The organism is Sulfitobacter maritimus (assembly GCF_013346665.1).
Taxonomy (GTDB): Bacteria; Pseudomonadota; Alphaproteobacteria; order Rhodobacterales; family Rhodobacteraceae; genus Sulfitobacter; species Sulfitobacter maritimus.
Genome location: NZ_JABVBB010000031.1, coordinates 1 through 24,620 on the forward strand (window position 1 = coordinate 1; position 24,620 = coordinate 24,620).

Sequence of the window (24,620 nt, forward strand, 5' to 3'; positions counted from 1 at the left end):
TATGAGTTGCGCTATATTCTCAACGAAGGGGCCAAGACCCTCGCCACGTCACCCATTGAGGTGGTGGAAGCTGAGATCGGCATCTCTGCCCCCGGCACAACGCGTGCTGAGACTGAGGTGGAGGTTTCATGGTCCTCAACCATTCATCCGCGTGATATGATCGCTTTGCTCCCAATGGGGGCGAAGGAGGGTGAAACCGGTCAGTATTTCCGCGCAAACGACCGGACCCAAGGCAGCCTGAAAGCACCGTCGGAACCGGGGCTCTATGAAATCCGCTACATCCTGAACGAAGGATTGCGCACGCTTGCCAGCGTCCCGCTTGAGGTCGTCCCTGCAGACGCGCCGATGGATGCGGGCGCGGGGCTTTCAGCGCCTGAGACTGCGGCCCCCGGCGCCTCCATCACTGTCTCGTGGACAGGCGGTGGCAGCGGGGCGGACCAACGCATAGCGCTTGCGCGAAAGGATCAGCCGGAGTTCGCCTGGATCACCGCGCAGAAGATCGCGGAGGATAAATCGCTCACCCTGACCATGCCCGAAGAGCCGGGGCTTTATGAGCTGCGTTTCCTCGATATCTCGGAACAGACGTTGCTGGGCCGTACAGTGGTGGAGGTGAAATGATGCGGGGTCTTATTCTCTGGGCGGCCATCGCCTGTGCCACGCTCGCCGCGCCGCTGCGGGCAGAGATCGACGGCCACGGTCCAGACGCTTGGCGCGTCACCGGGGTCGCGGCGGACGATGTGCTGAACATGCGCATGGGGCCGGGGACCCGCTATCTGGTGATCGACAGTCTGCCCCCTAATGCCCGCGGCTTGCAGCAAGTCACTTGCGTGCCATTGCTGATCCCCTCAATCTACCACAAGCTAACCGAGGCGCAGCGCAACGCCCTGCCGCAGCGCTGGTGCCTGATGCGCACGGGCGATTTTGCGAAAGCTGGCTGGGTCGCGCAGCGCTTTTTGATGGGGGATGTGGACCTGCCGACAGACCGCACGACGGTCGAGCGCAGCGAAATTCCGGTGCATCAAAGCGGAGATGCGATGATCGACGCGGCAGCTCGGCTGGTGGGTGACCTCTACGCTGCGTTTGAAGGGCAGAGCGGGGCTGCACAGAACCCGTTTAACCCGATCCAAGCCACACAGTTCTTCTTTTCTGGTATTACGCCCAACCTCGCAGGCCACGGTGCGGATGTTCTTTATGATGCACAAGATTTCCAAGGCCGCATCACAAGGATCGCCGCCGATCCAGACCAGCCCATGCTGCGCGGGATGATCACGATCAATGTGGATTTCATTAATTTCGGTCAGGCCGACCGCGCTGTCTTTCGCCTGCGCAGCGATACCGCCCAATCCGGCGCACCCGTCCGCATCTTCCGCGTTGAGCATGACGGTTGGAGCTTTCCGCAATGAGGTATCTCACGCAAACCCTTTCGGGCCTCGGCGGCCTGTTGCGTGACCGTGAGCAGTGCAGCTGCTGACCCCTTGCCTTGTCAGGGCCGTTACAGCGCTCAGCCCGGTAATGTGACCCTTTCAGTTGACGGCATGGTGTATTTGGATCCCCGCAATCGCCGCGAAGGGACCGTCGATGTCACCTATGAGGGGTGCGACCGGATTACAGTCGCGGGGCAGGGGATGCGGATGCAGATCACACGCTCAGCAACTTCTGGCTGGACCGGAACTCTGGCAAGGGGCGGGGCCACTCGTATCTTTCATTTCAATGCGGTAACGCCGCGCCCGATTGGCAGTTGGATGGACGCCTTCGGAGGTGGGGTGACCGTCCAGCGCAGGCTTGTGCTGTTGGGATCGTCCTTCACTGTCCCGCCCAGCCGCTTCAATTGCCATTGCGCCCCGGTTTGCCGGGCAGAAGCGACAAGATCTCACCATCGGTCTGGTTCTTTGGCTCCTTCTCAGGCCCCAGAAAACGCAGATTGCCATTGCCTTCAAGCTCAGCGATCAGGATCGCTTCTGGGTGCTTTTCCAACCATTGCTCAAGCGTAAATTCCTCTGACAGGCTGGTCACCCGGAATTCCCACCCCTGCGCGATCAGCGCGTTGGATTCAAAATAGGTCTTCCCGCCGCCAATCACCTGACCCCCAAGCGTTGCGGGCAGCGCGTGGCGCGAACTGGACTCGCGCACGCGTTGGAGTTGAAAGACATTCTCACGGCCAAACTCCGGCGCCAGATCGGTGGCCACCAGCGTGTTATAGGCGTCGTTATCCGTGGCGGAGATCAGCTTTTCATAGGCGACCAGATCAAGCCGTTCTTCGGCGGCCTTGGACAGAATATCGCCAAAAAACGTGTGGATTCCAGCATCCCGTGCGCTGCGCAGATGGGCATGGTTAGGATCCGCGATGATCACCTTTAACTCCATCTTTTCAAGCGCTTCGGCCAGTGCCACGGACCAAGGCGAACCGCCAAGGATAATCACCCCCGGCGCGGCGGAGGCTGTCAGCCCAAGCAAACGCGCCATCGGGGTTAACGTAAACCCGTGCAGCACAACAGTCGCAGCAACGAGGGCAAAGGCCAGTGGCGCAATCCGGTCCGCATCCGCAATCCCGATCTGGACCAACCGCTCGCCAAACAGCCCCGCAACAGCGACCAACACCACACCGCGTGGCCCGGTGAAAGCCACCAAAACCCGTTCGCGCCACGGCACGTCGGAGAATGCCAGCGCTGCAAAGACGGGCAAAGGCCGTGCGATCAAAACCACGGCCAACACGAAAAGCAGCGCGGTCAGGTTCAGCGAGGCCAATGCCGCCCAACTCATGTTGGCAGCCAAAAGGATAAAGACGCCAGAGACCAGAAGGACCGTCGCGTGTTCTTTGAAACGGCGCAATTCGACATAGCTGGGCAGTTGGGCATTAGCGATCCAGATGCCCATGATCGTCACCGCCAGCAGCCCGGATTCGTGCAGCACATAATCCGATAGGGCAAATACCCCGAGCAACACCACGAAAAGTACCGGAACCTTCATAAATTCAGGCACATAGGCCAGACGAAACGCCCTCGCGATGGCCCAGCCCCCAGCAAGGCCCAGTAGGGTAGAGACGGCAATACCAACCGCCAGATCCTGCGCTGCGGCCCCGGCTGAACTGGAGGTCTCAAGCACCATCACAACCTGAAACGCGAGAACGGCGGCTAAGGCGCCGACGGGATCGTTGACGATTGCCTCCCATTGCAACAGCGCGGCGGGGCGTTTTTGCAATTTGGCCTGACGCAGCAGGGGTGCGATTACCGTGGGTCCGGTCACGATCATAATGCCGCCGAACACCGCCGAAGTGGCCCAGCTGAGCCCCGCGACATAATGCAGTGTCAGCGCAGACGCGAGCCAACCCAGGGGCGCGCCGAGCACAACGAGCCGTTTCACACCCGTCGCCGCGTCCCGCAGGCTGTGGAAGTTCAGGGTCAACCCGCCTTCGAACAGGATAATTGCCACGGCGATGGAGATGATCGGCCCCAGCATATCGCCAAACTGCGTAGCGGGGTTGAGAATACCCAAGACCGGGCCAACGATCAGCCCGGCCAGCAGCATCAGCACGATAGAGGGCATCCGCAAGCGCCACGCCAGCCACTGGCTGCCGACCCCAAGCCCGCCTACGAGAGCAAATGCAAGGACCGGGGCCAAGCCTGCTGTTTCCGCTGTCGCCATATAGTCCTCACGATATGTCTCTGGGCCAAGGCTAGCGCGCTCAGCAATTTCCCGCCAGTCTTTACAGGACAGGTCCTGCGGCGGTGCTTGTAAAAATCTGGTTGGGGTCAAGTAGCGGTGCCGCGGTTTCGTTCAATCAATTCAGGCTATTTTCCTGGCAAAACCTAGTCTGACTTTGGGTCATAGGCCGCGCATAGACCGGGGTAGGGGTAGACATACCGCTTATTTCAAATAATCGACACGCCATCCCACCGCATACGAAGGTATACCGTCGACCTTCCCCATCGCTTCGGTTATCAGGGGCGCAAATGCAGCATTAGGGAGCATATCATGTCCGATATCATCTATACAAAAGTTGACGAAGCACCGGAGTTGGCCTCTGCGTCGCTGTTGCCGATCATTCAGAAATTCGCCAAAGCCGCTGGTGTCAGCGTTGGCACCAAGGACATCAGCCTTGCGGGCCGTATCCTCGCGACCTTCCCCGAGCATCTGAGCGAGGCGCAGCGCCAGTCCGACGATCTGGCCGAACTGGGCCGTCTGGTGAAGACACCCGAGGCGAACGTCATCAAGCTGCCCAACATCTCCGCTTCCGTGCCGCAGCTGGTTGCCGCGATCAAAGAGCTTCAGGCCCAAGGCTATGCGCTGCCCGACTACCCCGAAGAGCCCGCCACCGACGAAGAAAAAGCCGTGCGCGCCAAGTATGATGGCATCAAAGGCTCCGCCGTGAACCCGGTTCTGCGCGAAGGCAACTCCGACCGCCGCGCGGCCAAGGCCGTGAAAAGCTTTGCCCAGTCCAACCCGCACCGCATGGGCGATTGGGCGTCGGACAGCAAGACGCATGTCTCCTCCATGTCCGGCAATGATTTTTTCTCCAACGAAGTCTCCGCCACGCTCGACAAAGCCACCGGCGCGAAGATCGTGCTTGAGACCGCGGATGGGGAGAAGGTGCTGAAAGAGGGTCTGGAGTATCCCGAAGGCACCGTGGTCGACGCGACTTTCATGAGCGCCGCGGCGTTGAAAGACTTCCTCAACACCCAGATCGAAAAGACCAAGGAAGATGGCATCCTCTTTTCGTTGCACCTCAAAGCCACGATGATGAAGGTCTCTGACCCGATCCTCTTTGGCCACGCGGTCAAAGCCTATCTCGCGCCGGTGTTTGAAAAGCATGGCGACAAGCTGAAGGAACTGGGCGTAAACCCCAATTCCGGCCTTGGCGATCTGCTGGAGCGGGTGAAGGGCAATGATGAGATCATGGCCGATATCGACGCCTGCATGAACGAGCGCCCGCCGATGTATATGGTCGATTCCGACAAGGGCATCACCAACCTGCATGTGTCGTCGGACGTGATCATCGACGCCTCCATGCCCGCGCTCATTCGCGCTGGCGGCAAGGGCTGGGGCCCGGACGGCAAAGAGCATGACGCCAACTGCGTGATCCCCGACAACTCCTATGCGCCGGTCTATGACGAGGCGATTAACTTCTTCAAAGAGAACGGCAAGCTGGACCCGGCGACCGCTGGCACGGTGCAGAACATCGGCCTGATGGCGCAAAAGGCCGAGGAATACGGCTCGCACCCCACCACCTTTGAACTGGCCGAAGCTGGCACCGTCAAGATGATCCTCGACGACGGCACTGTGCTGCACCAGCACAAGGTTGAGGCCGGTGACATCTGGCGTTCTTCCTCGGCCCGCAAGGCGCCGATCGAGGACTGGGTGAACCTCGCCATTTCGCGTCAGAAAGCCGAAGGCTGCCGCGCGATCTTCTGGCTCGACGAAAACCGTGCCCATGACGCGGAGTTGATCTCCTACGTTAAACCGATCTTGGAAGCGCAAGGCGTGGCCGACAAGTTCGAGATCATGGCCCCCCGCGAAGCCACCCGCGCCTCGCTTGAGACCATCAACAAGGGCGAGAACACCATCGCCATCACCGGCAACGTGCTGCGCGATTACCTGACCGATCTCTTCCCAATTTTGGAACTGGCGACCTCTGCCAAGATGCTGTCGATCGTGAAGCTGATGAACGGCGGTGGGTTGTTTGAGACCGGGGCAGGCGGCTCGGCGCCCAAACACGTGCAGCAGTTGGTTGAGGAAAACCACCTGCGGTGGGACAGCTTGGGCGAGTTCTGTGCGCTTGGTGAGAGCCTGAAGTTCCTCGCCGATGCCCGCGACAACGCCAAGGCGCGGGTGCTGGGCAACGCGGTGGAAGCCGCGACGCAGGGCATCCTCGACAATGGCCGCTCCCCCTCGCGCAAGGTTGGTGAGCCTGACAACCGCGACAGCCACTACTGGTTCGCCCGCTACTGGGCCGAAGCCGTGGCGGCACAGAGCGAAGACGCAGACCTCGCCGCGGAGTTCGCCCCCATCGCGAAAGAATTGGCAGAGAAAGAGGCCGACATCCTGTCCGAGCTTGCAGCAGCACAGGGCCAAGCGGTTGATCTGGGTGGCTACTACCACACCGACGCAGGCAAAACTGCCGACGTGATGCGCCCGTCGAAGACGCTGAACGGCATCATCGGCTAAAGCGGCTCATACAAAACCCTGTCGCGCCCTCAATTGGGGGCGCGGCGGGACGTCAAACAGCGGATATATTAAGACAAATCAGCGGTGTTACACGCACAGCGTCGATCTACTGCGTCCGCACCTCACGCACCCAAGCCACAATCGCCTGACGCGCCTGCGCGTCCATCTGGATCGCATTTGGCGGCGGCATCGCATGGCTCACCCCCGCCTGTAGGTAAATCGCGCTGGCCTGACGCGCCACATCGCCGGGGGTGTCCAGATGCACCCCCTTGGGCGCCCAGCGAAGCCCCTCCCACACCGGCTCGCGCGCGTGGCACATCGAACAATTGCCGATCACCGCATCATAGGCCGCATCAAAACTCTCCACCGAGGCAAAGCGCTCCTCATAAGGCGTAAGCGCCCGCGCCTCGGCCTCCTCCCACGTTTCACCATTGCGCAGGGTCGACAGCCACGCGATCAGCACCATGAGCAACACCGTCACCGCCCACGTCCAATGCGGGCCTTTGCCGGTCTTGTGCATCGTGTTGAAATAATGCCGGATCGTGACCCCGGTGAGGAAAATCAGGCTGGCGATGATCCAAGCGTACTGCGTGCCAAAGGCCAGCGGATAGTGGTTCGACAGCATCAAGAACACGACCGGCAGCGTTAGGTAGTTGTTGTGGGTCGAGCGCACCTTGGCGATCTTGCCATATTTCGCATCCGGCGTGCGCCCGGCCTTGAGGTCAGCGACCACGATCCGCTGGTTGGGCATGATCTGGAAAAACACATTCCCGGTCATGATCGTGGCGGTAAAGGCTCCCAGATGCAGCAGCGCGGCGCGACCTGTGAAAATCTGGTTATAGCCCCAAGACATGATCACGAGGACGACAAAGAGCAGCAGCATCAACAGGGTCGGGGTGTCGGCCAGCTTGGATTTGCACATCGCATCATAAAGCAGCCAACCGATGGTGAGCGAGCCGCCAGAGATCAAAATCCCCTGCCAAAGCGCCAGATCAGCCTTGGTCGGATCAAGCAGGAACAACTCCCCGCCAACCCAATAGATGATCATCAGCAGCGCGGCGCCCGAGAGCCACGTCGAATAGCTCTGCCACTTGTGCCAGGTCAGATGCTCCGGCATCCGCGCCGGGGCCACCATGTATTTGACGGTGTGGTAGAAACCGCCGCCATGCACTTCCCATTCTTCGCCAGACGCCCCCTGGGGCAGGGCGTCATTGGGCTTGAGCATCAAATCCAGCGCGATGAAATAGAAACTCGCCCCGATCCACGCCATCGCGGTGATGACATGCAGCCACCGGACCGAAAATGCGATCCAGTCCCATAGGATGGCTAAGTCGTACATTTGGGTTCCTCCAGAATCTCATCTGCGCGTAGTCTAGGCAGCGGGACATTATATCGCTATGCCTGCTCAAGGCCCAGCAGCATCAAATAAATCAGAATAATGTCTTACCTCAACAACATCCGCACCTTTGTCCGCGTCTATGAGCTTGGCAGCATGTCCGCCGCCGGGCGCGATCTGCGCATTTCGCCTGCGGTCACCTCCTCGCGTATTTCTCAGCTGGAGGACCACCTCGGCGTGCGCCTGTTCCAACGCACCACCCGCAGCCTTGCGCCGACCGATCAGGGCAAGACCTTCTACGGCGCGGCCTGCGAAGTGCTTGAGGCCGTAGAGAACGCCGAAGCGCAGGTCACCCAGATGACCGACAACCCCAAAGGCGCGCTCTATATCGCGGCCCCTTTAGGGGTCGGCAGACGCCTGATCGCGCCGCAGGTGCCGGGGTTTCTTGAGCGCTACCCAGAGGTTAAGCTGCGCCTCAGGCTCACCGATCGCAAAGTGGACCTGACGACGGAGGGGCTCGACCTCGCCTTCTTTCTGGGCAATCCCGAAGACAGCAATCTGCGCATCCGCAAAATCGCCGACGTGCGCCGTGTGCTCTGTGCCGCGCCGGACTACATCGCCCGGCGCGGGCATCCAAAAGACGGGGCCACGCTGCTTTCTGATAACCATGAATGTCTGAACCTGCGCTTCCCCGGCGCGCGAGAGTTCCAGTGGCGTCTGATGACCGCTGAGGGGCCGCAGCGGTTCCGCGTCACCGGGCGCTTTGAATCAGACGATGGCGACGTGCTGACCGATTGGGCGCTCAGCGGGCAGGGCATCGCGCTGAAACCCGTGTTCGAGGTGACCGATCACCTGCACGCGGGCCGTCTTGTCCCGGTTTGCGAGGATACGCCGCCAGAGCCCATTCAGATGGCCTGTCTCTTTACCCACCGCAAAGGGCAAGATCCCAAGACGCGGCTGTTCATGGAATATATCATTGAAAAGATCGCGGATATCGTCAGCGCGGAATAGGGCGAAGACCTAGAAACAAAGAAAAAGGGCAGGGCCATCACAGCCCCGCCCCCCTGTCTTAAGCGACAGCGTTCTGCGGCAATCAGTCGTTCGACCAGCCGGAAACCGCTTTGACTTCGCAGAAGTCCTCGATCCCCCATACGCCGCCTTCGCGGCCATTGCCCGAGCGCTTCATCCCCCCAAAAGGTGCGCCAGCGCCACGGCTTTCGCCATTCATCTCAACCATGCCGGAGCGCAGTTGTTTTGCCAGACGGTTGCGGCGTGCGCCGTCTTGGGACTGGACGTAGTTGGTCAGCCCGTAGACCGTGTCATTGGCCATTTCGACCGCCTGTTCTTCGCTCTCGAACTTCATGATCGACAGAACAGGGCCAAAGATCTCTTCGCGGGCGATGGTCATGTCGGGGGTCACATCAGCAAAGACGGTTGGTTTGACATAGAACCCACGGTTCAGATGTTCCGGACGCCCGGTGCCACCCGCAACGAGCCGCGCGCCTTCGTCGATGCCTTTTTGGATCAGGTCTTGGATCTTGCCCCACTGGCTTTCGTTGACCACTGGCCCGATATGGTTGCCTTCTTCGTTGGCAGGACCAACGGCGATTTTGCCAGCCACTTCGGCGGCGGTCTCGACCGCTTGGTCATAGGCGCTGGCTTCGACGATCATCCGGCTTGGGGCATTACAGCTTTGGCCAGAGTTGTTCATCATATGCTGAACACCGCGTTTCACCGCCTTGTCATCGGCATCGGCAAACACAAGGTTCGCGCCTTTGCCGCCCAGTTCAAGATGCACTTTCTTAAGCGTATCTGCGGCGTTTTTAGAAATCGCGATGCCCGCGCGGGTGGAGCCGGTGAAGCTCACCATATCCACGTCCTCATGGCCGGTCAGCGCTGTACCCACACCTTGACCGTCGCCGTTGACGAGGTTGAACACACCAGCGGGGAAGCCGGCCTCATCCATCATCTCGGCAAAGAGAACCGCGCTCAGCGGGCTTTCCTCAGAGGGTTTGAGGATCATGGTGCAACCGGCAGCCACAGCCGCGCCAACCTTGAGCGTCACTTGGTTCATCGGCCAGTTCCACGGCGTGATCATCGCCACCACGCCCACGGCTTCGTAGATGATCCGGTCATTCGGTGCGTGATCGCCCAAGGGTTTGATAAACTTGAAGTCTTTGGCCGCTTTGATGAAGTTTTTCATATGGCTATAGCCCGCGCCCCACTGGGCGGAGCGTGCCAGATCAATCGGTGCGCCCATCTCGGTGCTGATCGCCTGGGCCATCTCTTCGGCACGGTTCTTGTAGATCTCGACAAGTTTCTCCATCAGCGCGATGCGCTCTTCCGGAGGGGTGGCGATCCAACCGGGCAGGGCCGCCTTGGCCGCTGCAACAGCGGCATCAACATCGGCCTGACCGCCCAGCGAAATGACAGTGCAAGGCTCTTCGGTGGAGGGGTTGATGACCTGATATTCGCGGCCATCTTGCGGTGCGACCCATTTGCCATCGATGTAGAAATCACGTTTTTCGATCATGCTTGTCTCCGTTGCTGTCTAGGGCCGCTGGGGCCTTGTTCTTGTCCGTTAATTCCCGGCTCACGCTAGGCTTAGGACATATTTCTACAAGGGAAAAGTTCACTCCGCGGATTTTGATCAAAAGATTGCGACCATAGGTCACACAGCGGGCGTCGCGCGGGTCGGCTCAGGTCATGGGGGGGAAGCGGATATCGACGGACAGGCCATCGTCACTTCGCACCGAGAGCGTCGCTTCGTGTTGAAAGGTTAGCGTGCGGATCATCCGCCAGCCCAGCGAATTTGACCGTTCAGGCCGGGGCGCGTCTTCGGGCAGGCCAACACCGTCATCAAAGACCCGCAGCGTCAGGCCATCGTCGTCCTCGCGTTTGACCGCAATCGTAATCAGCCCCCGCTCGCGCCCGACAAAGGCGTGTTTGTAGGCGTTTGTGATGAGTTCACCGACGATCAGCCCAATATCCACGGCCAGTTTGTTGTCGAGCAGCAGGGGCGGGCAGTTGAGTTTGATCCCAACAGTCTGATCGCCGCCGGTAAAGGCCCGTTCGGCATTCTTGGCGACTTCGTCGAGCATATCGGCAAGGTCGAGGTCGGTGGTGGCGGTTGAGCGTTGCATCAGTTCATGCGCCTTGGACAGGGACCCCACCCGCGTTTCCAACTCCCGCAACACCTGCCGGGTCTCTTCGGCTTTAGCTTGGGACTTGCTCATCCGGATTAGGGCCACGATCAGTGCCAGATTGTTGCCGGTGCGGTGATGCAATTCCTGCATGAGCAGATCACGGTCGGCAATGCTTTCGCTTAGCTCTCGGTTTTGTTCGGTGAGCGCGGCTGTGGGGTCTTTGGCGCTATAGCTGTCGAGTGCTTGTTGTGCCTTAGCCTTGATCTCTGCCGCGTCGGACTGACAGTCGGGCAGCAAAAACTCGGCGTGAACGCGGGTGCCCTCTGGGCCAGTGTCCACATCAAAACGCGCCGCGATTCGCTGCACGCCGCGCAGGCCCAGCCCCATGCCACTGGTCGAAACGATGTCACGCGTGGGGTCGAGCTTTTCTTTCTCGATGCCACGGCCCTGATCGATCACCGTCAGCCCCAAAGCCAGCTTGCCATCCACCTCGGTCAAAGAGAAACGCGCACGCCCTTTTTGACCGTGTTCAATCGCATTGCGCGCCAGTTCGACGGCGGCGGTCACCGTCCGTGTGCGCTCGAAGGAGGCAAAGCCCATCGCCGTGGTCAAGGTCAGCGCGATCTGCCGCAGGGTCGCAATATCCCCGCCTTTTTCAAGGTTCACAGATGTCAGATGGGTCGGTTTCATCGCACTGCCTCCCGCGCGATTCTGAGCACAACAATCGATGCATCGTCGCGTCCGCGAAAGGCGCGGTCCAATAAAAAGCCTGCGATCAACAGGGGCGATTTATGCAGCAGACCTTGGGGCAGAAACCCGTCGCGCAGCGTGCGCAGACCGTCACTGTGCAGGATCAACAGATCGCCCGGCTCCAGATGAAAGCTTTCCTCATAGCCGCGTGTGCTGCGTGCGCCAATGCGCCCGTCGCGCACCGGCAGGCGCTTAATCTCGCCCCCGCGCACCCGAAGGGTGGCGATATTGCCAAGCGCCGCATAGCGCAGGGTCATCTGCGACGGCGCTTGTTCGATATGCGCCAGCGCCGCCACCGCGCCACGTTTGCCGACCAATTTCTCCGTGACCTCGCCCATGACTGCGCCCGGCTCGCTGTTGCTGGCGCGGCTGTGCAGCACGGTCTGCACCACCTCTTGCCCGGCTGCATCGGCCTCTGGCCCATGGCCCAGCCCGTCGCAGATCAGCACATCGGTGGCTTTCGGCGTCTGGCGCAGCAGGAAATGGTCGCCACAGACCCGCTCATTCGGGTGGCAGACCCGCAGGCCGATGGCATCCACCCCATAGGTCTGCGCAGCCGTGCCTTTGGTGAAGCTACAAACGATGGTGGTGCCGATCTCTGGCCCGGTAAAAATATCGAATGTATTCGACAGCCGCTTGATCGCGCCAAGACCGAGCCCCGCAGAATCGCCGCTGCTCACCCCGTCTTGAAACATATTGTCCAAATCCGAGATGCCCGGCCCCCGGTCGGTAAAGACCATGACGATCTGGTCACCTTCCGGCTCAGGCAGGGCATCGATCAAAACGCGGCCTTTGCCTGCGTAGCGCAGGATATTCGTTGTGGCCTCAGTGGCGACAATGGCCAGTTCATCGACGCGCAGCTTTGGCCAGTCGTGGCGCGTGGCCAAACGTTGCGCGAAGCGGCGCACGACGGCAACGGCGCTTTGGTCCTGAACGTCGATCCATTGTTTCATAGGTTCACACTCATCAGCACACTGGTCCCCGCATTTACGGCAGTGCGAATTTCAAACCGGCCCGCTAGACGTTTCGCGCCGCCCAGACCCCGGCCCAGACCGCCGCCTGACGTATAACCGTCGCTCAGCGCCAGATCGACATCCGCAATCCCCGGCCCATTGTCCCAGCAAACCACCGTCAGCGTTTTGCGCCTGCGGTCGACATAGATGGAAAACTCGCCCCCGCCAGCATGGTTGATGGCATTTCTGACGATTTCGCTCACCGCGGTGGCAAAACGCGTCACGCTCAGCGCCGAAGCGCCGTTTTCTTTCATATAGCGGGCCACCGCTTGGCGTGCGGTCACAGCGTCACCGCTGGTCTTCAGCCTGTGCTGAGACAGCAGAACCTGCGCGCCAAGGTCGCTTTCATCAAATTTCGCGTAGCTGGGCAAGGGCATGGGTCAGGCTAAGGGCGGTGCGTATTTCGGGAAGATACATGCCAAGCTCAACCAACGTGACAGCCACCGTGGGCCGCATGCCAACGACATAGGTCTCTGCCGCCAGCAGTTTGGAGATGCCGGCAAGCTGAGCAATGACCCGTCCGACGAACGTGTCCACGATCTCCAGCGCGGAGATGTCGAGGATCACCCCGTCGATACGGTTCTGCGCGATTTTATTGGACAGCCGGTCCTGAAGCTCCAGAATCTCGGTGTCCGTGATGTCATCTTGGATCGAGACAAGAAGCGCATGTTCGACGAGATTAATCGACGTGACACCGGCCACCTTATTGCGCCTCGGTCTTCTTGATCACATAGCCCACGGTCAGCAATGCGTCTGACAGGGCGGTGCGGATGCTGGAGCGGGTGGAAACCGTGCCGACATCAATGCCAAGCTGCACCATGGTTTGCGCAATCATCGGGCTGATGCCGCTGATGATACATTCCGCGCCCATCAGACGCACAGCCGCTGCCGCCCGCAACAGGTGTTGCGCGACCTGCGTGTCCACGGTGCCAACGCCGGTGATGTCCATAATGACCACTTCGGCCTGCCGCTCCAGAATGGTTTGCAGCAGGTTTTCCATAACCTCTTGCGCACGGGCGGAATCGAGCGTGCCGATCAGGGGCAGGGTAAGGACACGGTCCCAAAGCTCGACCACCGGGGTCGAGAGTTCCAGCATTTCTTGGCGCTGGCGGTCTATGATCTGCTCGCGCTCATTGATGAAGATCTCGTTGGTATAGATCGCGAAAGCATCGACCAGACGGGTAACCAACATGACATCGCGCAGCAGCATACTGTGGTCGGAGTCAGCCAGCGCTTCGAGCCGTTTGAACAGCGGGGTTTTGAGTGCCAGAACAAAGGTCGCCATCTCCGTGGGCGTAACGCCCCGGTTCACCCGCTCGCGGCTGACATCCGCCAGAACGGCGCGCAGATCGTCCCATTTGTCATCATCAAGATCGAAATCTTCACCGGCGACGCCTTCACGAATGCCCTTGGAAAAGGCTTTGAGCAGTTCACGGTTCTGGTTCCGGCTTTCAGCATCCGAGAAGAGGTCGGACCGTTTGACGCCTTCCTTGACCTGTGTCCCAAGCCATTCCTCAATAATTCCTTTAAAATCGGTATCAAGGACAGTCAGTATGTTGGCCGTAGCAGATTGCGGCATCATGCACCCCAGAGTTAATTTCTTAACCTCATAGGCCAATCGCAGCAGGCAGTGTCAAGGGGAACAGCCAAATTGATCAGCGGCAATATGCCATCTATGCGGGAAAGTTCTGCGGTATCGCTCTGGCCAGACGGGGCGCATAGGCTAAGCTGCTGACAAAGATATACCGATCAGGAGGTTGAGATGAAAAGATTTGCATATGCACTTGGTCTGCTCTGTGCGGGCGGGGCGGCTTGGGCCGATGTTACCGTGGGGATCACCAAGGATATGCCCAGCGTGACCGTGCCGACCGCCGAGGGCGAGGCCGAGATCAAACGTATTCAGGACACTGACAACAAGTTGATGGGCGACTGGGCCAAAACCTCGCGTCCCTGTCCCGATTTTTGCATCCAGCCCTTCGCCGCGGCCGAAGGGGTCCGCACCATTGGTGAGTTGGAACTGATCGAGATGCTCAAAGACCCGGAAGCGGTGGTTGTGGACAGCCGCACCAGCGATTGGTTCCAAGGCGGCACCATCCCCGGTGCGGTCAATATCCCCTATAGCTATGTGGTGGATGAGTTGGGCAAACTGGGCTGCGAGGCGGATTTTGACGGCTGGGACTGTACGGAAGCGAAGTCGGTGGCGTTGTTTTGCAACGGCATCTGGTGCGGCCAGTCGCCCACCGCGATCCGCAATATGATCTCGGCGGGCTTCCCGGCTGAGAAGATTTCCTATTATCGCGGCGGGATGCAAGTTTGGCGGATGCTGGGCCTGACGGTGACGGGAGGGTAGGGATACCACGTCAGTCCGGAATCAAGCCGCAGGTGCCGGGCCGTCCGCTACGCTATAGACGTGCCGTTATATATACGCACCTCTGGTGCGACGGATAGACGATTTGGTGAGGTTGGATGCTGGTTGGCAGGTGCTCATCACGGTTGCACCATAAAATAGTTAGTGTTCCGCTAGATCGCCAACCTGCGTGTAGACGCTGGCTTTAGTGCCAGAGGGTGAGGATACCACGCCAGCCCGGAATCAAGCCGCAGGCGCCGGGCCATCGCCTGCCCGCCCCCCGGGTAGGCGATTTGGTGAGGCTGGCTACGACTTCTCGAGCGCACATCATGGTTGAGAGATAAAGTGGTCAGAACGGCTGCCTGTTCGCCGACCCGCGGGCAGGCGGTGACCCTTGTGCAAACGGCATAGATTGTCAGTGAGCCTTAAACCGCAGGCGCCGAGCCATTGTCCGTCCGTCACATCAAAGGCGTGCGGATATATGTATGTGTACCTTTGGTCCAATGGTTAGGCGATTTGATAAGGTCGGAGGCAGGTTGGCGGGCGCGCACCATGGTTGCACAATAAAGTAGTATAGTCTTCTGCTGGATCGCGGACCTACGTGCAGACACGTCCCTAGTGGCAGAGGGTGAAGAATACCACGCCAGCCCGGAATCAAGCCGCAGGCGCCGGGCCATCGCCTGCCCGCACGGACGGGTAGGCGATTTGGTGAGGCTGGGTACGACTTTGAGAGCGCACATCATGGTTGAGAGATAAAGTAGTCAGAACGTCTGTTCTTTCGCCGACCCGCGGGCAGGCGATGGCCCTTGTGGTTGACTTCAAAGAACGCCGCCTCGCCCGAGAACGAGCCACAGGCGAGGGGCCATTGCCTGCCCGCCCGTCACGCCGAAGGCGTGCAGATATATATGCGCACCTTTGGTGCAACTGATAGGCGATTTGGTGAGGCTGGGCGCGCCTTCGCGAACGCACAGCACGGTTGAGAGATAAAGTGGTGAGAACGTCTGTTTGTTCGCCGACCTGCGGGCATGCGACGGCCCTTGCGGTTGATGGCCAACGAAAAACGGCGCCAGCCCAAGGGATGACGCCGTCTCGTTACTTCCTCAACGTAGCTCTTACGCCGCTTCGCCGGGATGTCGTGGCACCAGCGCCCGCACCAGATCACGCATGTGCAGCACGCCAACCTGCTTACCTTCGCGCATCACGCGGTAGTTGTTGGTCGTGTCGCCCTCGGAAACCGCAATGATCGATTCCAGCGTGTCGTCATAATCCACCTCGCCCGCAACATCAGTGGGCGGGACATCCGTCACTTCCATGACTGAGCGCACCCGCAATACCCGCGCGCGGTTAATGTCGCTGACAAAGGCCTCGATATAGGGATCATTGGGGTTCAGCAGGATATCCTGCGGCTCGCCCTGTTGAACGATAAACCCGTCTTTCAAAATCACCAGATGGTCCGCCAGTTTGAGCGCCTCATCGAGGTCATGGGTGATAAAGATCACGGTCTTGTGCAATTCGGCCTGCAACTCGATCAGCAGATCCTGCATGTCGGTCCGGATCAACGGATCAAGCGCCGAGAAAGCCTCGTCCATCAGCATGACGTCGGAGTTCGACGTCAGCGCCCGTGCGATGCCCACACGCTGCTGCATCCCGCCCGAAAGCTGAGCGGGGAACTGCTCGCCTTGACCCTCAAGACCCACGCGGTTGAGCCATTTGGTGGCCTCGGCTGCGTATTTCTTGCGGCTCTTGCCCTCAATCTCCCAACTCAGGCCAGTGTTCTCAAGCACCGTGCGATGGGGCAAGAGGGCGAACTTCTGAAACACCATCGACATGTCATGCTTGCGCAGATCGCGCAGGCGGCGCTCGTTGTAGTCGAGGATGTTTTCCCCGTTCACAATCACTTCACCCGCAGTGGGGTCGATCAACCGGTTGAGGTGCCGGATCAGGGTCGATTTGCCCGAGCCTGAAAGCCCCATAATCACCGTGGTCTTGCCCGCGGGCATATCGACGTTGATGTTATTGAGCCCCAGCACATGGCCGGTTTCGGCCTGAAGTTCGGTCTTGCTCATGCCACCGCGCACTTTCTCCAGCGCGCCCTGTGGGTCGTCGCCAAAGATTTTGTACAGGTTGCGGACGGAGATTCTGATGTCATCTGTCATGGCTGGCCTCACTTCTGCGACGCATTGATCCGCGCAAGCGCGGCTTTGGTGACCCGGTCAAGAATGATCGCCAACAAGACGATCCCCAGACCCGACAGAAGACCGACGCCCAACTCAAGGCTCCGGATACCGCGCAGCACCAGCACACCCAGACCGGGGGCCGAAACGAGCGAGGCGATAACGACCATGGCAAGGCTCATCATAATGGTCTGGTTCACACCGGCCATAATGTTGGGCAGCGCCAGCGGGATCTGCACCTTGTAGAGCTTTTGACGGTTGGTCATGCCAAAGGCGTCGGCGGCCTCAATCACGTCTTGATCAACCAGACGAATGCCCAGATCGGTCAGACGCACCACTGGCACGATCGCATAAAGGATGATCGCGATGCCATAGAGCTTGGGCTCGGTCACCGAAAAGAGGAAGATCAGCGGGATCAGATAGACAAAGGGCGGCAGGGTTTGCAGCATGTCCAGCACCGGGATCATCGTGCGTTGCACCCGGTCACTGCGCGACATGGCGATACCGATGGGCACGCCCAACAGCACACATATAAAGGCACAGACAAAGATGATCGCCAGCGTCTGCATCGTGTGTTCGTAAAAGTCGATAAAGGCGAGAAAGCCAAAGACCAGCGCGACCAGCCCCACCAGCTTGAGCGAGCGGCCCACAGCATAGGTGATCACCATAAGAAGCGGGATCATAATGAACCATGGCACGGCCTGCATGAGCCAAAGCGCGTTTTCCAATGCCCAGCTTAGGGGCTGGGTCAGCGGGTCGACCACAACCTTAAGGCTGTCTTTGATCGCAAGGAACCCTTGCTCCAACCCTTGAGTCAGATCGCGCGACTGCGGGATCGCGTCGCAACTGTCGTGCAGCGCGTCGAGCGAGGGGAAGGGCATGTCCCAAAGCGTTGTGTCGGTGTTGCCACCAGCTTGCCCCATGAGGTCGGCCATGGAACTCAGCCCACCGCCTTCGTCGTCGCCGCACCAGTCGCGCAGGCCGATCGTGTCAAAGAAATTGTCGTAAGTTGCCATCTGTCGCTTTCCCGGCCTTAGCTGACCGTTTGTTTCTTGGGAGCGCTGTTCAACGTCGTAGGGAACAGCTTGCCCCAAAGAGGGGGGGCAAATCTACACTTATGTCCTTGCAAAGAGACTGCCGGTCCGCTGACGTCGGACGCAGTGGGTATGAAAAGACGTAAGTCTTGCCGCGGGTTTAGAAACAAACGGGCGGGAACCTAACCTTAGGTCCCCGCCCGCAAATCTGTCACGCTGTCTTACTGCTCAAGCAGCTTGGACAGGTTGCCACGGGCGTCTTCGCTCAGCCAATCGGCCCAGACGTCCTTGTTGTTTTGCAAGAAGTAAACCGCCGCTTCCTCGTTGGAGGCGTTGTTTTCATCCTGCCAAGCCAGCAGTTGGCTCATCTCGTCGGTCTTGAAAGTAACGTTGCCGATGAATTCCGCGATCTCAGGATTGTTGTCGTGGAAATCCTTGGTCATCACGGTCAGAACCGGCGCCGTTGGGAAAGCCGAAGGCTTCGGGTCCGGGGTGTCGGCGTTCTGGTTGGCAAGATGCGCTTCTTCGTCATACTCACCCAGATCGACGCTGGTCATGTCGTATTTGCCCAGCGGCGTTGTCGGCCCCCAGTAGTAACCGAACCATGGCTCTTCGCTTTCATAGGCGGAAGCCATCGACGTCACCATGGTCTCACCGGAGCCGTGGTTGAACACTTCGATACCGTTGCCTTCAAGGTCATAAGCGCGGGCGAGGTTGTCGCTCACCACGCGGCAGCCCCAGCCATCGGGACAGTTGTTGAACATGCCGCCAACCAGTTCGGGGTTCTCAAGAATGCCCTCGATGGTTTTCAGCTCAGGATGCTCTTCGGCCAGATAGGTGGGAATCCACCAGCCTTCGACGCCGCCGGGATCAAGCACAGAGGTCAGCTCGACGATCTTGCCGTTCTCTTTCAACTTCTTGTAGGCGTCGCCCGCGGAGTTGGGCCACATTTCCGGCACGATGTCCGGCTCATTGTTTTCCGCCAGCGATGTCACGGCAGGGGTGGTGTCGGACGGCACCACGGTCACGTCACAGGAATAGCCCTGCGTCAGCAGGAAGTTGGTCACGGCGGTAACGATCTGAGCCGACGCCCAGTTCATTTCTGCGATCGAGACTTCACCGCAGTCTTGCGCGGCAGCGGCCATGGGGGTCGCTACGGCGAAAACCGTGCCAAGTAAAAAGCGTTTCATAATCTATCTCCTCTGTATGTCGCCGACCTGCAAACACAGCCGTGTTCACGTGCCGATCTCGTACCCACTCGCATCAAAATGCAGCCGGTCGCGGCCATAGTTAGCCCGACCCGCTGCCAAAGCGAGCGGAATTCTGAGAGATAGAAAACAGGTTCGCCGCAGGAGTGCAACCAATAGCCAGTCGCTTTATTGCGACCGGCTGTCGGTTTTGTCACTCCGGCAGGGCGCGGCCCTTAGCGTGTGGCGCTGACGTCGATTTCCGCGACATAGGAATGGATGTCGGCGCGGCGCAGGCCAATGTCGCTGAGCAGGCGGTCATCCATGGTGTTGAGCGTCGCCGCCGTGCGGTTCCGCAGCCAGCGGCGGGCGATCTTGGTCAGCAGCGGGCGCAGATTGGGCGCACCGATACCGGGCGCGGTGCGGCGGGGCATCGACGGGCCAGCAAGCGCTGTGCGTGGCATGGCGGGGACGAGAGGGGTGTCTTTCAGCAGGTGGAAATGCATGGCATGCTCCAATTCAAAGATGGCGATAGAGATGCCCACAACCATCCCAAACAGGCGCCGATACGCCGGTTCGCGAAAGCGGTGGGTTTCATCCCGGGTAAGATCCAAAAGTCGGTGGAGCCCCCAAGGGTCGAGCAGGCGGATCGGCCTGTCCCGCCCGGGGTTACCGGCGGTTCAGTAGTCTGCCTGCATGGTACAGGCGCCTCTTGTGAACTGCATTGATCATGTGCCGCATTTGGCCTCCCGGCGTGACCTTTGCAAGAGGCCAAATGCGGGTGCGACGTCCTGTCGCAATGACAAGAGCCTCAGCCACCATAGCAGGCCGTTAAGCGGGGTAGGTGATGCGCCCATCGGGCTGGCGTTCGGCCCCCTCACTCGGTTTGGCAGGGTCGATCCGACCGGGGGCCATCAGATGCTGCACCTCATGGCCGTTGAGCAGCAAATAATCGGTGATAATACGGCGATGACAGCGCCACCAAACGGCCTCGGAACACATCATCGCGACACGCTGCTTGCTGCCAAGTTCCAGCAGCTCCGCAAAGGCGGCCTGAAACTCCGGCCCAAGCGCATAGTCGGCATAGTTGTGGAAACTGCGCACCCGCCAAAAGTCATTCACCGCGTCATCCACCTGCGGCTGCTTTTTGCGCCGACCGCCCAGCGCGAGCATATGGCGATAACCGATTTGCACTTCGGCAAGTCGGTCGGGGAAGCGGTCATCGTTAAAATCCGGGTTGCTGCGCGATTTGGGAAAAGAGCGCACATCGATCAGCAAACCGATCTGCGCCTCGCGCAGCATATCGATCACCACCTCGGGCTGGCGGTTGGAGTGACCGATGGTATAGAACCCGCCGCTCATGACTTTAGCTTGGTCAGCGCGTCCTCTTTATGCGCAGCGATATGGTCTGTCTTATCGCTTTTGATCTCATATTGGGGCTCGTCTTTCGAAGCCCGCCGTTTATGCCCCTTATAATCGAAATCCGCCTCATGCACCTTAGTGATGTGGCCCTGCACACGTCCTGCTTCGGAATTCCAGCTTACGTGATCGCCTTTTGCAAACTTAGCCATGATGGTCCTCCAATCTTGTCGAGGTAAAACACGGGCCGGGGCTGCGGTGTTCCAGCAAAGATGCGCGTATGGCGGGAAACTTGCAGAGTTTGATTCGCCCTAAATGTGGCAAACTCTGGGTCGAGCATCACCAGTCCTTGCGAATTTGACCTGATTGGTTCCGGTTTGAGAACGCATGTTTGGAAAGCTGGGCCAGACTTAGGCGAAAAATTTGGGCGCTGTTTCGGTCACAACTGTTGCGCTGCGCGAAACAATAGATCGTTGGCTGCGCATCCACTGCGCGGAAAAGTCGTTAAAAAAGTCAGTGTTTCATGGCTATCCGCCGTATCCGACTGATCGTAAAGGGAAACAATCACCCTCAAATAAGGCAGAAATGGGCAACTGCTGCGGCCAAATCGCATATTGTTCCGCCCATTTTCAAACATTTTTCGCTTTGTTGGACCGGAATGGTTGGCTATGCCTATAGATGCCCACTGGGGGGCAAAGAAAGTCTGTAGGTCACGGGGGCGGCTGCATTAAGCGCATCATTGATGCGGGAGATGTGTGTACGCTGCAAATTTTGCGACCGTATTCACATAGCTGTTGGGGAACTGCTTCCCTCGGCCCGAGCCGTCTGCGGCTTCTCCCTCTTGGTGTCGCGCCGATGCGTGTCGTCCGACCTGGATCAATTGCCAGCGGGGCGCATGTGAACGAAGGGAGAGAAACGATGATTAAACTGCGACAAAGCCGGAAAGCGTTTCAAACGCACTTTTCTGCTGTCCAGACTATTTCCTTCGGCGTTCCGCGCTCCATTCTACTCAAACCCGCATCAATATCCAAATCGGCCGCGTTGCGCGCCGCGTGCAACAACGCTCAGGAGATTATTCAATGATCAGAACACTTGATTTCAACGCCTTCGCTGCCGGTACTGTGATTGACGACGAATATGCCGATCTGGGTGTGACGGTCTCTGCCAGCGGCGGGTCCGGCGATGCGATGATTTTTGACACCGCCAACCCAACGGGCGGCGACCATGATCTGGCGTCCGACACGCTTGGGGGGGTGCTTATCGTCTCTGAGGATGGTGACAGCAGCGATCCGGATGACAATGCCTGCGGTGGCAGCCTTTACTTTGATTTCGACGACGCGGTGCGCATGAAGGGTATCACCTTCAAAGACATTGAAGAGACCAGCGGCGACGGCACGCGGGTGATCTTTTATGATGAGCATGGCGAAGTGATCCAGAACCACTATGTTCAGCCAACCGGCGATGGGGGCGAGCGTTTCGTGCAGTTCAACGTCGACGGAGTGTCGCGTTTTGAAGTGCGCCTCGAAGGCTCCGGCGCGATCGACAATCTGGTCTTTGACGACTGCAAGCCCGACACCGGCGGCGGCGATAACGAAGCGCCGGTGACCGAAGACGACGTGCTGATCCTTGACGAAGATACTGTTGGCACGGTCGACGTTTTGGCCAATGACAGTGACCCCGATGGTGACACGCTGACCGTCACGATGGCGAGCTGCCCCGTCGGCACAGTTGAAATCGGCGCGGACGGTGTGTTGACCTTCACACCGGATGAGGACTTCAACGGCGAGACCACGATCACCTATACGGTCGATGACGGCAACGGCAACACCACCGAAGGCACCGTCAACGTCACCGTGAACCCAGTGAACGACGCGCCGGTTGCCAATGACGACAGCGCCAGCACCACCGGCACCGATCCGGTCGTGATCGATGTGCTGGCCAATGACACCGATGTGGATGGCGACACGTTGAGCGTGGCCGATGCCTCAAGCGAAGATGGCACCGTCACCATTAACGGCGATGGCTCCATTACCTTCGTAGCCAATGACGATTTCACCGGCGATGCGACCATTACCTATACCGTGTCTGACCCTGATGGGGCGACGGACGAGGCCGTTGTCACTGTCACGGTCGGTGAGGGCGATCCCACCCGTGACGGCTATGTCGACGGCACACCGGGCGCTGATCTGATCGACGAGAACTACACCGGCGACCCTGATGGCGATATGATCGATAATGACGACGCGATCTTGCCCGGTGCTGAAGGTAATGACGACTACGTCCGCGCAGGCGACGGGGATGATACCGTAATGGCCGGTCTGGGCGATGATATCGTCGAAGGCGGCGCGGGCTCTGACGTTGTTTACGGCGGTGAGGGTGATGATCTGATTGACACCGGCAACGGCGATCTGGCCCCCGATCTGGGCTATCCCGAAAGCGACAGAGACTCCTTGGGCTTTGACCCCGATGTCGACCCTGAGAACGACCGCGACTATGTCGAAGGTGGCGCAGGCAATGACACCATCCGCACCGGCGACGACCGCGATACCATCTATGGCGGCACCGGCAATGACGTGATCGACGGCGGGATCGACGACGACTACATCGACGGCGGTGACGGCGATGACCGGATTGTCGGCGGTGAGGGCAATGACAGCATCCTTGGCGGTCGTGGCAATGACACGATCTATGCGGGCAATGACCCCGATCTGGGTCTCGATGTGTTGGACATCCCTGACGAGGTGGACCCCGCCAACCCCTTCACCCCGGACCGCGTTCCAAACAACGGCATGGACACGGTCGACGGTGGCGCGGGCGACGATGTGATCTACGGCGCCGATGACGCGGACCTGCTGCGTGGCGGGTCGGGCGATGATTACATCGACGGCCAGATCGACGATGATATCATCGAAGGCAACACCGGCAACGACACGCTGCTCGGTGGGCAGGGCGACGACAGCATCTCCGGCGGTCAGGGCAATGACATGCTCTATGGCGGCACCGGCGACGACACGCTGCGCGGCAACCGGGACGACGACTATCTCGAAGGCGGCGCGGGCAACGATCTGCTCGACGGCGGCGGTGAGAATGACACGCTGATGGGCGGCGAGGGCGATGATACGCTGCAAGGCGGTCAGGGCGACGACCTGCTCGACGGCGGCGCGGGTGTTGACGTGCTGATTGGCGGCGCCGATCAGGATATCTTCGTCAATGTAAACGCGGGCGACGATGTCGACGGCGGCAGCGCGGGCGTGGATTTTGACACGCTCGACCTGCGGGACTCCGCGCCAGAGGGGGGTGGACTGAACATCACCTATACCTCGGATGACCGCGAAGACGGCTATGTCGAATACTTTGACGCAGACGGCAATGCAGCAGGGCGTCTGAACTTTGTCGAGATCGAGAACGTCATCCCCTGTTTCACCCCCGGCACCAAGATCGCCACGCCCAAGGGTGAGGTTCGTGTCGAGGATCTTCAGGTCGGAGACCGGGTCATCACCCGTGACAATGGCATCCAGACGATCCGCTGGGCCGGCGCACGTGAGATGACAGGGGCCGAGTTCGAAATGGCCGCGCATCTCAAGCCGGTGCTGATCCGCAAAGGCGCGCTTGGCAACGATCTGCCTGAGCGCGACATGATGGTCAGCCCCAACCACCGTGTGCTGGTCGCCAACGACAAGACCGCGCTCTATTTTGAAGAGCGTGAAGTGTTGGTCGCGGCGAAACATCTCACCGGGATGGACGGGATCGACGTGGTTGACGTGTCGAACACCACCTACATCCACGTGATGTTTGACCGTCACGAGGTGATCCTGTCGGACGGCACATGGACCGAAAGCTTCCAGCCCGGTGATATGTCGCTGGCCGGTATCGGTGAAGAGCAGCGCAACGAGATTCTGGAACTTTTCCCAGAGCTTGCCACGCAGGACGGCATCAACGGCTACACCGCCGCGCGCCGCTCGCTCAAGAAACACGAAGCCAGCCTGCTGGTGAAGTAATTCCCGCGGGGGCGCGGGAACCGACATATGCAGCGATGAGACGGGGCGGGCGACCGCCCCGTTTTCTTTTGGAGCGGCTGCGCTTCGCCGGATTGCCTTGCCACTGGACGGTGG

The 24,620-nt window shown here is 59.6% G+C and carries 19 protein-coding genes and 1 pseudogene; 6 read left to right on the forward strand and 14 right to left on the reverse strand.

Translation table 11 applies throughout. The features are described 5' to 3' along the window. Both HTT03_RS09065 and HTT03_RS09070 read left to right on the forward strand, forming a co-directional pair. Positions 1-618: pseudogene (locus HTT03_RS09065) on the forward strand (hypothetical protein); the annotation flags it as partial. After that, positions 615-1,403 carry an SH3 domain-containing protein gene (locus tag HTT03_RS09070; RefSeq protein WP_174859529.1) on the forward strand — a complete coding sequence of 263 codons (789 nt, stop codon included), beginning with the start codon at positions 615-617 and terminating at the stop codon, positions 1,401-1,403. The pseudogene HTT03_RS09065 and the gene HTT03_RS09070, both read left to right, overlap by 4 nt. Positions 1,404-1,824: 421 nt before the next feature. Here the strand turns inward: HTT03_RS09070 and HTT03_RS09075 are convergent, their stop codons facing one another. Beyond that, positions 1,825-3,642 (reverse strand): cation:proton antiporter, encoded by a 1,818-nt coding sequence (locus HTT03_RS09075; protein WP_174859530.1) that lies wholly within the window; start codon positions 3,640-3,642, stop codon positions 1,825-1,827. 330 nt (positions 3,643-3,972) lie between these two features. Here HTT03_RS09075 and HTT03_RS09080 point away from each other — a divergent pair, with 330 nt between their 5' ends. Beyond that, positions 3,973-6,162, forward strand: coding sequence for an NADP-dependent isocitrate dehydrogenase (locus HTT03_RS09080; RefSeq protein WP_174859531.1), 2,190 nt, complete (start codon positions 3,973-3,975; stop codon positions 6,160-6,162). A 106-nt stretch (positions 6,163-6,268) separates the two neighbouring features. On the opposite strand, the gene HTT03_RS09085 is transcribed toward HTT03_RS09080, so the two are convergent. Then, positions 6,269-7,501 (reverse strand): urate hydroxylase PuuD, encoded by a 1,233-nt coding sequence (locus HTT03_RS09085; RefSeq protein ID WP_174859532.1) that lies wholly within the window; start codon positions 7,499-7,501, stop codon positions 6,269-6,271. Between the two features lie 99 nt (positions 7,502-7,600). On the opposite strand from HTT03_RS09085, the gene HTT03_RS09090 reads away from it, so the two are divergent. Then, positions 7,601-8,509: a LysR family transcriptional regulator gene (locus HTT03_RS09090; protein WP_174859533.1), complete on the forward strand. Its 909-nt coding sequence runs from the start codon at positions 7,601-7,603 to the stop codon at positions 8,507-8,509. A gap of 82 nt (positions 8,510-8,591) precedes the next feature. Here HTT03_RS09090 and HTT03_RS09095 read toward each other — a convergent pair whose 3' ends face one another. The 6 genes from HTT03_RS09095 to HTT03_RS09120 all read right to left on the reverse strand — a co-directional run bounded on the left by HTT03_RS09095 (position 8,592) and on the right by HTT03_RS09120 (position 13,989). Continuing rightward, positions 8,592-10,031, reverse strand: coding sequence for an aldehyde dehydrogenase family protein (locus HTT03_RS09095; protein ID WP_174859534.1), 1,440 nt, complete (start codon positions 10,029-10,031; stop codon positions 8,592-8,594). A 166-nt stretch (positions 10,032-10,197) separates the two neighbouring features. Further along, complete coding sequence (locus HTT03_RS09100; protein ID WP_174859535.1) at positions 10,198-11,334, reverse strand: sensor histidine kinase; 1,137 nt, start codon at positions 11,332-11,334, stop codon at positions 10,198-10,200. Further along, positions 11,331-12,347: an ATP-binding protein gene (locus tag HTT03_RS09105; protein ID WP_174859536.1), complete on the reverse strand. Its 1,017-nt coding sequence runs from the start codon at positions 12,345-12,347 to the stop codon at positions 11,331-11,333. The genes HTT03_RS09100 and HTT03_RS09105 overlap by 4 nt, the downstream gene beginning before the upstream one ends. After that, positions 12,344-12,784, reverse strand: coding sequence for an ATP-binding protein (locus HTT03_RS09110; RefSeq protein ID WP_174859537.1), 441 nt, complete (start codon positions 12,782-12,784; stop codon positions 12,344-12,346). Before HTT03_RS09110 ends, HTT03_RS09105 begins: the two co-directional genes overlap by 4 nt. Further along, positions 12,756-13,109, reverse strand: a complete 354-nt coding sequence (locus HTT03_RS09115; protein WP_174859538.1) for an STAS domain-containing protein — start codon at positions 13,107-13,109, stop codon at positions 12,756-12,758. The genes HTT03_RS09110 and HTT03_RS09115 overlap by 29 nt, the downstream gene beginning before the upstream one ends. Position 13,110: 1 nt before the next feature. Further along, complete coding sequence (locus HTT03_RS09120) at positions 13,111-13,989, reverse strand: STAS domain-containing protein (protein WP_246253409.1); 879 nt, start codon at positions 13,987-13,989, stop codon at positions 13,111-13,113. Between the two features lie 180 nt (positions 13,990-14,169). On the opposite strand from HTT03_RS09120, the gene HTT03_RS09125 reads away from it, so the two are divergent. After that, entirely contained in the window at positions 14,170-14,757 is a 588-nt protein-coding gene (locus tag HTT03_RS09125; protein ID WP_174859539.1) for a rhodanese-like domain-containing protein, read from the forward strand. 1,109 nt (positions 14,758-15,866) lie between these two features. Here HTT03_RS09125 and HTT03_RS09130 read toward each other — a convergent pair. From HTT03_RS09130 to HTT03_RS09155, 6 genes are all read right to left on the reverse strand, one after another. Further along, positions 15,867-16,910: a quaternary amine ABC transporter ATP-binding protein gene (locus HTT03_RS09130; RefSeq protein ID WP_174859540.1), complete on the reverse strand. Its 1,044-nt coding sequence runs from the start codon at positions 16,908-16,910 to the stop codon at positions 15,867-15,869. An 8-nt stretch (positions 16,911-16,918) separates the two neighbouring features. Continuing rightward, positions 16,919-17,944, reverse strand: coding sequence for an ABC transporter permease (locus HTT03_RS09135; protein ID WP_174859541.1), 1,026 nt, complete (start codon positions 17,942-17,944; stop codon positions 16,919-16,921). Positions 17,945-18,183: 239 nt separating this feature from the next. Then, complete coding sequence (locus HTT03_RS09140) at positions 18,184-19,152, reverse strand: ABC transporter substrate-binding protein (RefSeq protein WP_174859542.1); 969 nt, start codon at positions 19,150-19,152, stop codon at positions 18,184-18,186. A 233-nt stretch (positions 19,153-19,385) separates the two neighbouring features. After that, on the reverse strand, positions 19,386-19,655 hold the full coding sequence (locus HTT03_RS09145) for a DUF1127 domain-containing protein (protein ID WP_174859543.1): 270 nt from the start codon (positions 19,653-19,655) through the stop codon (positions 19,386-19,388). A 325-nt stretch (positions 19,656-19,980) separates the two neighbouring features. Continuing rightward, the gene (locus tag HTT03_RS09150) at positions 19,981-20,511 is read right to left on the reverse strand and encodes a DUF488 domain-containing protein (RefSeq protein ID WP_174859544.1); all 531 of its coding nucleotides are present in this window, start codon (positions 20,509-20,511) and stop codon (positions 19,981-19,983) included. After that, positions 20,508-20,720, reverse strand: coding sequence for a hypervirulence associated TUDOR domain-containing protein (locus tag HTT03_RS09155; RefSeq protein ID WP_174859545.1), 213 nt, complete (start codon positions 20,718-20,720; stop codon positions 20,508-20,510). The genes HTT03_RS09150 and HTT03_RS09155 overlap by 4 nt, the downstream gene beginning before the upstream one ends. Positions 20,721-21,587: 867 nt before the next feature. Between HTT03_RS09155 and HTT03_RS09160 the strand changes: the two genes are divergently transcribed. Further along, positions 21,588-24,506, forward strand: a complete 2,919-nt coding sequence (locus HTT03_RS09160) for a Hint domain-containing protein (protein ID WP_174859546.1) — start codon at positions 21,588-21,590, stop codon at positions 24,504-24,506. Positions 24,507-24,620: the final 114 nt, after the last annotated feature.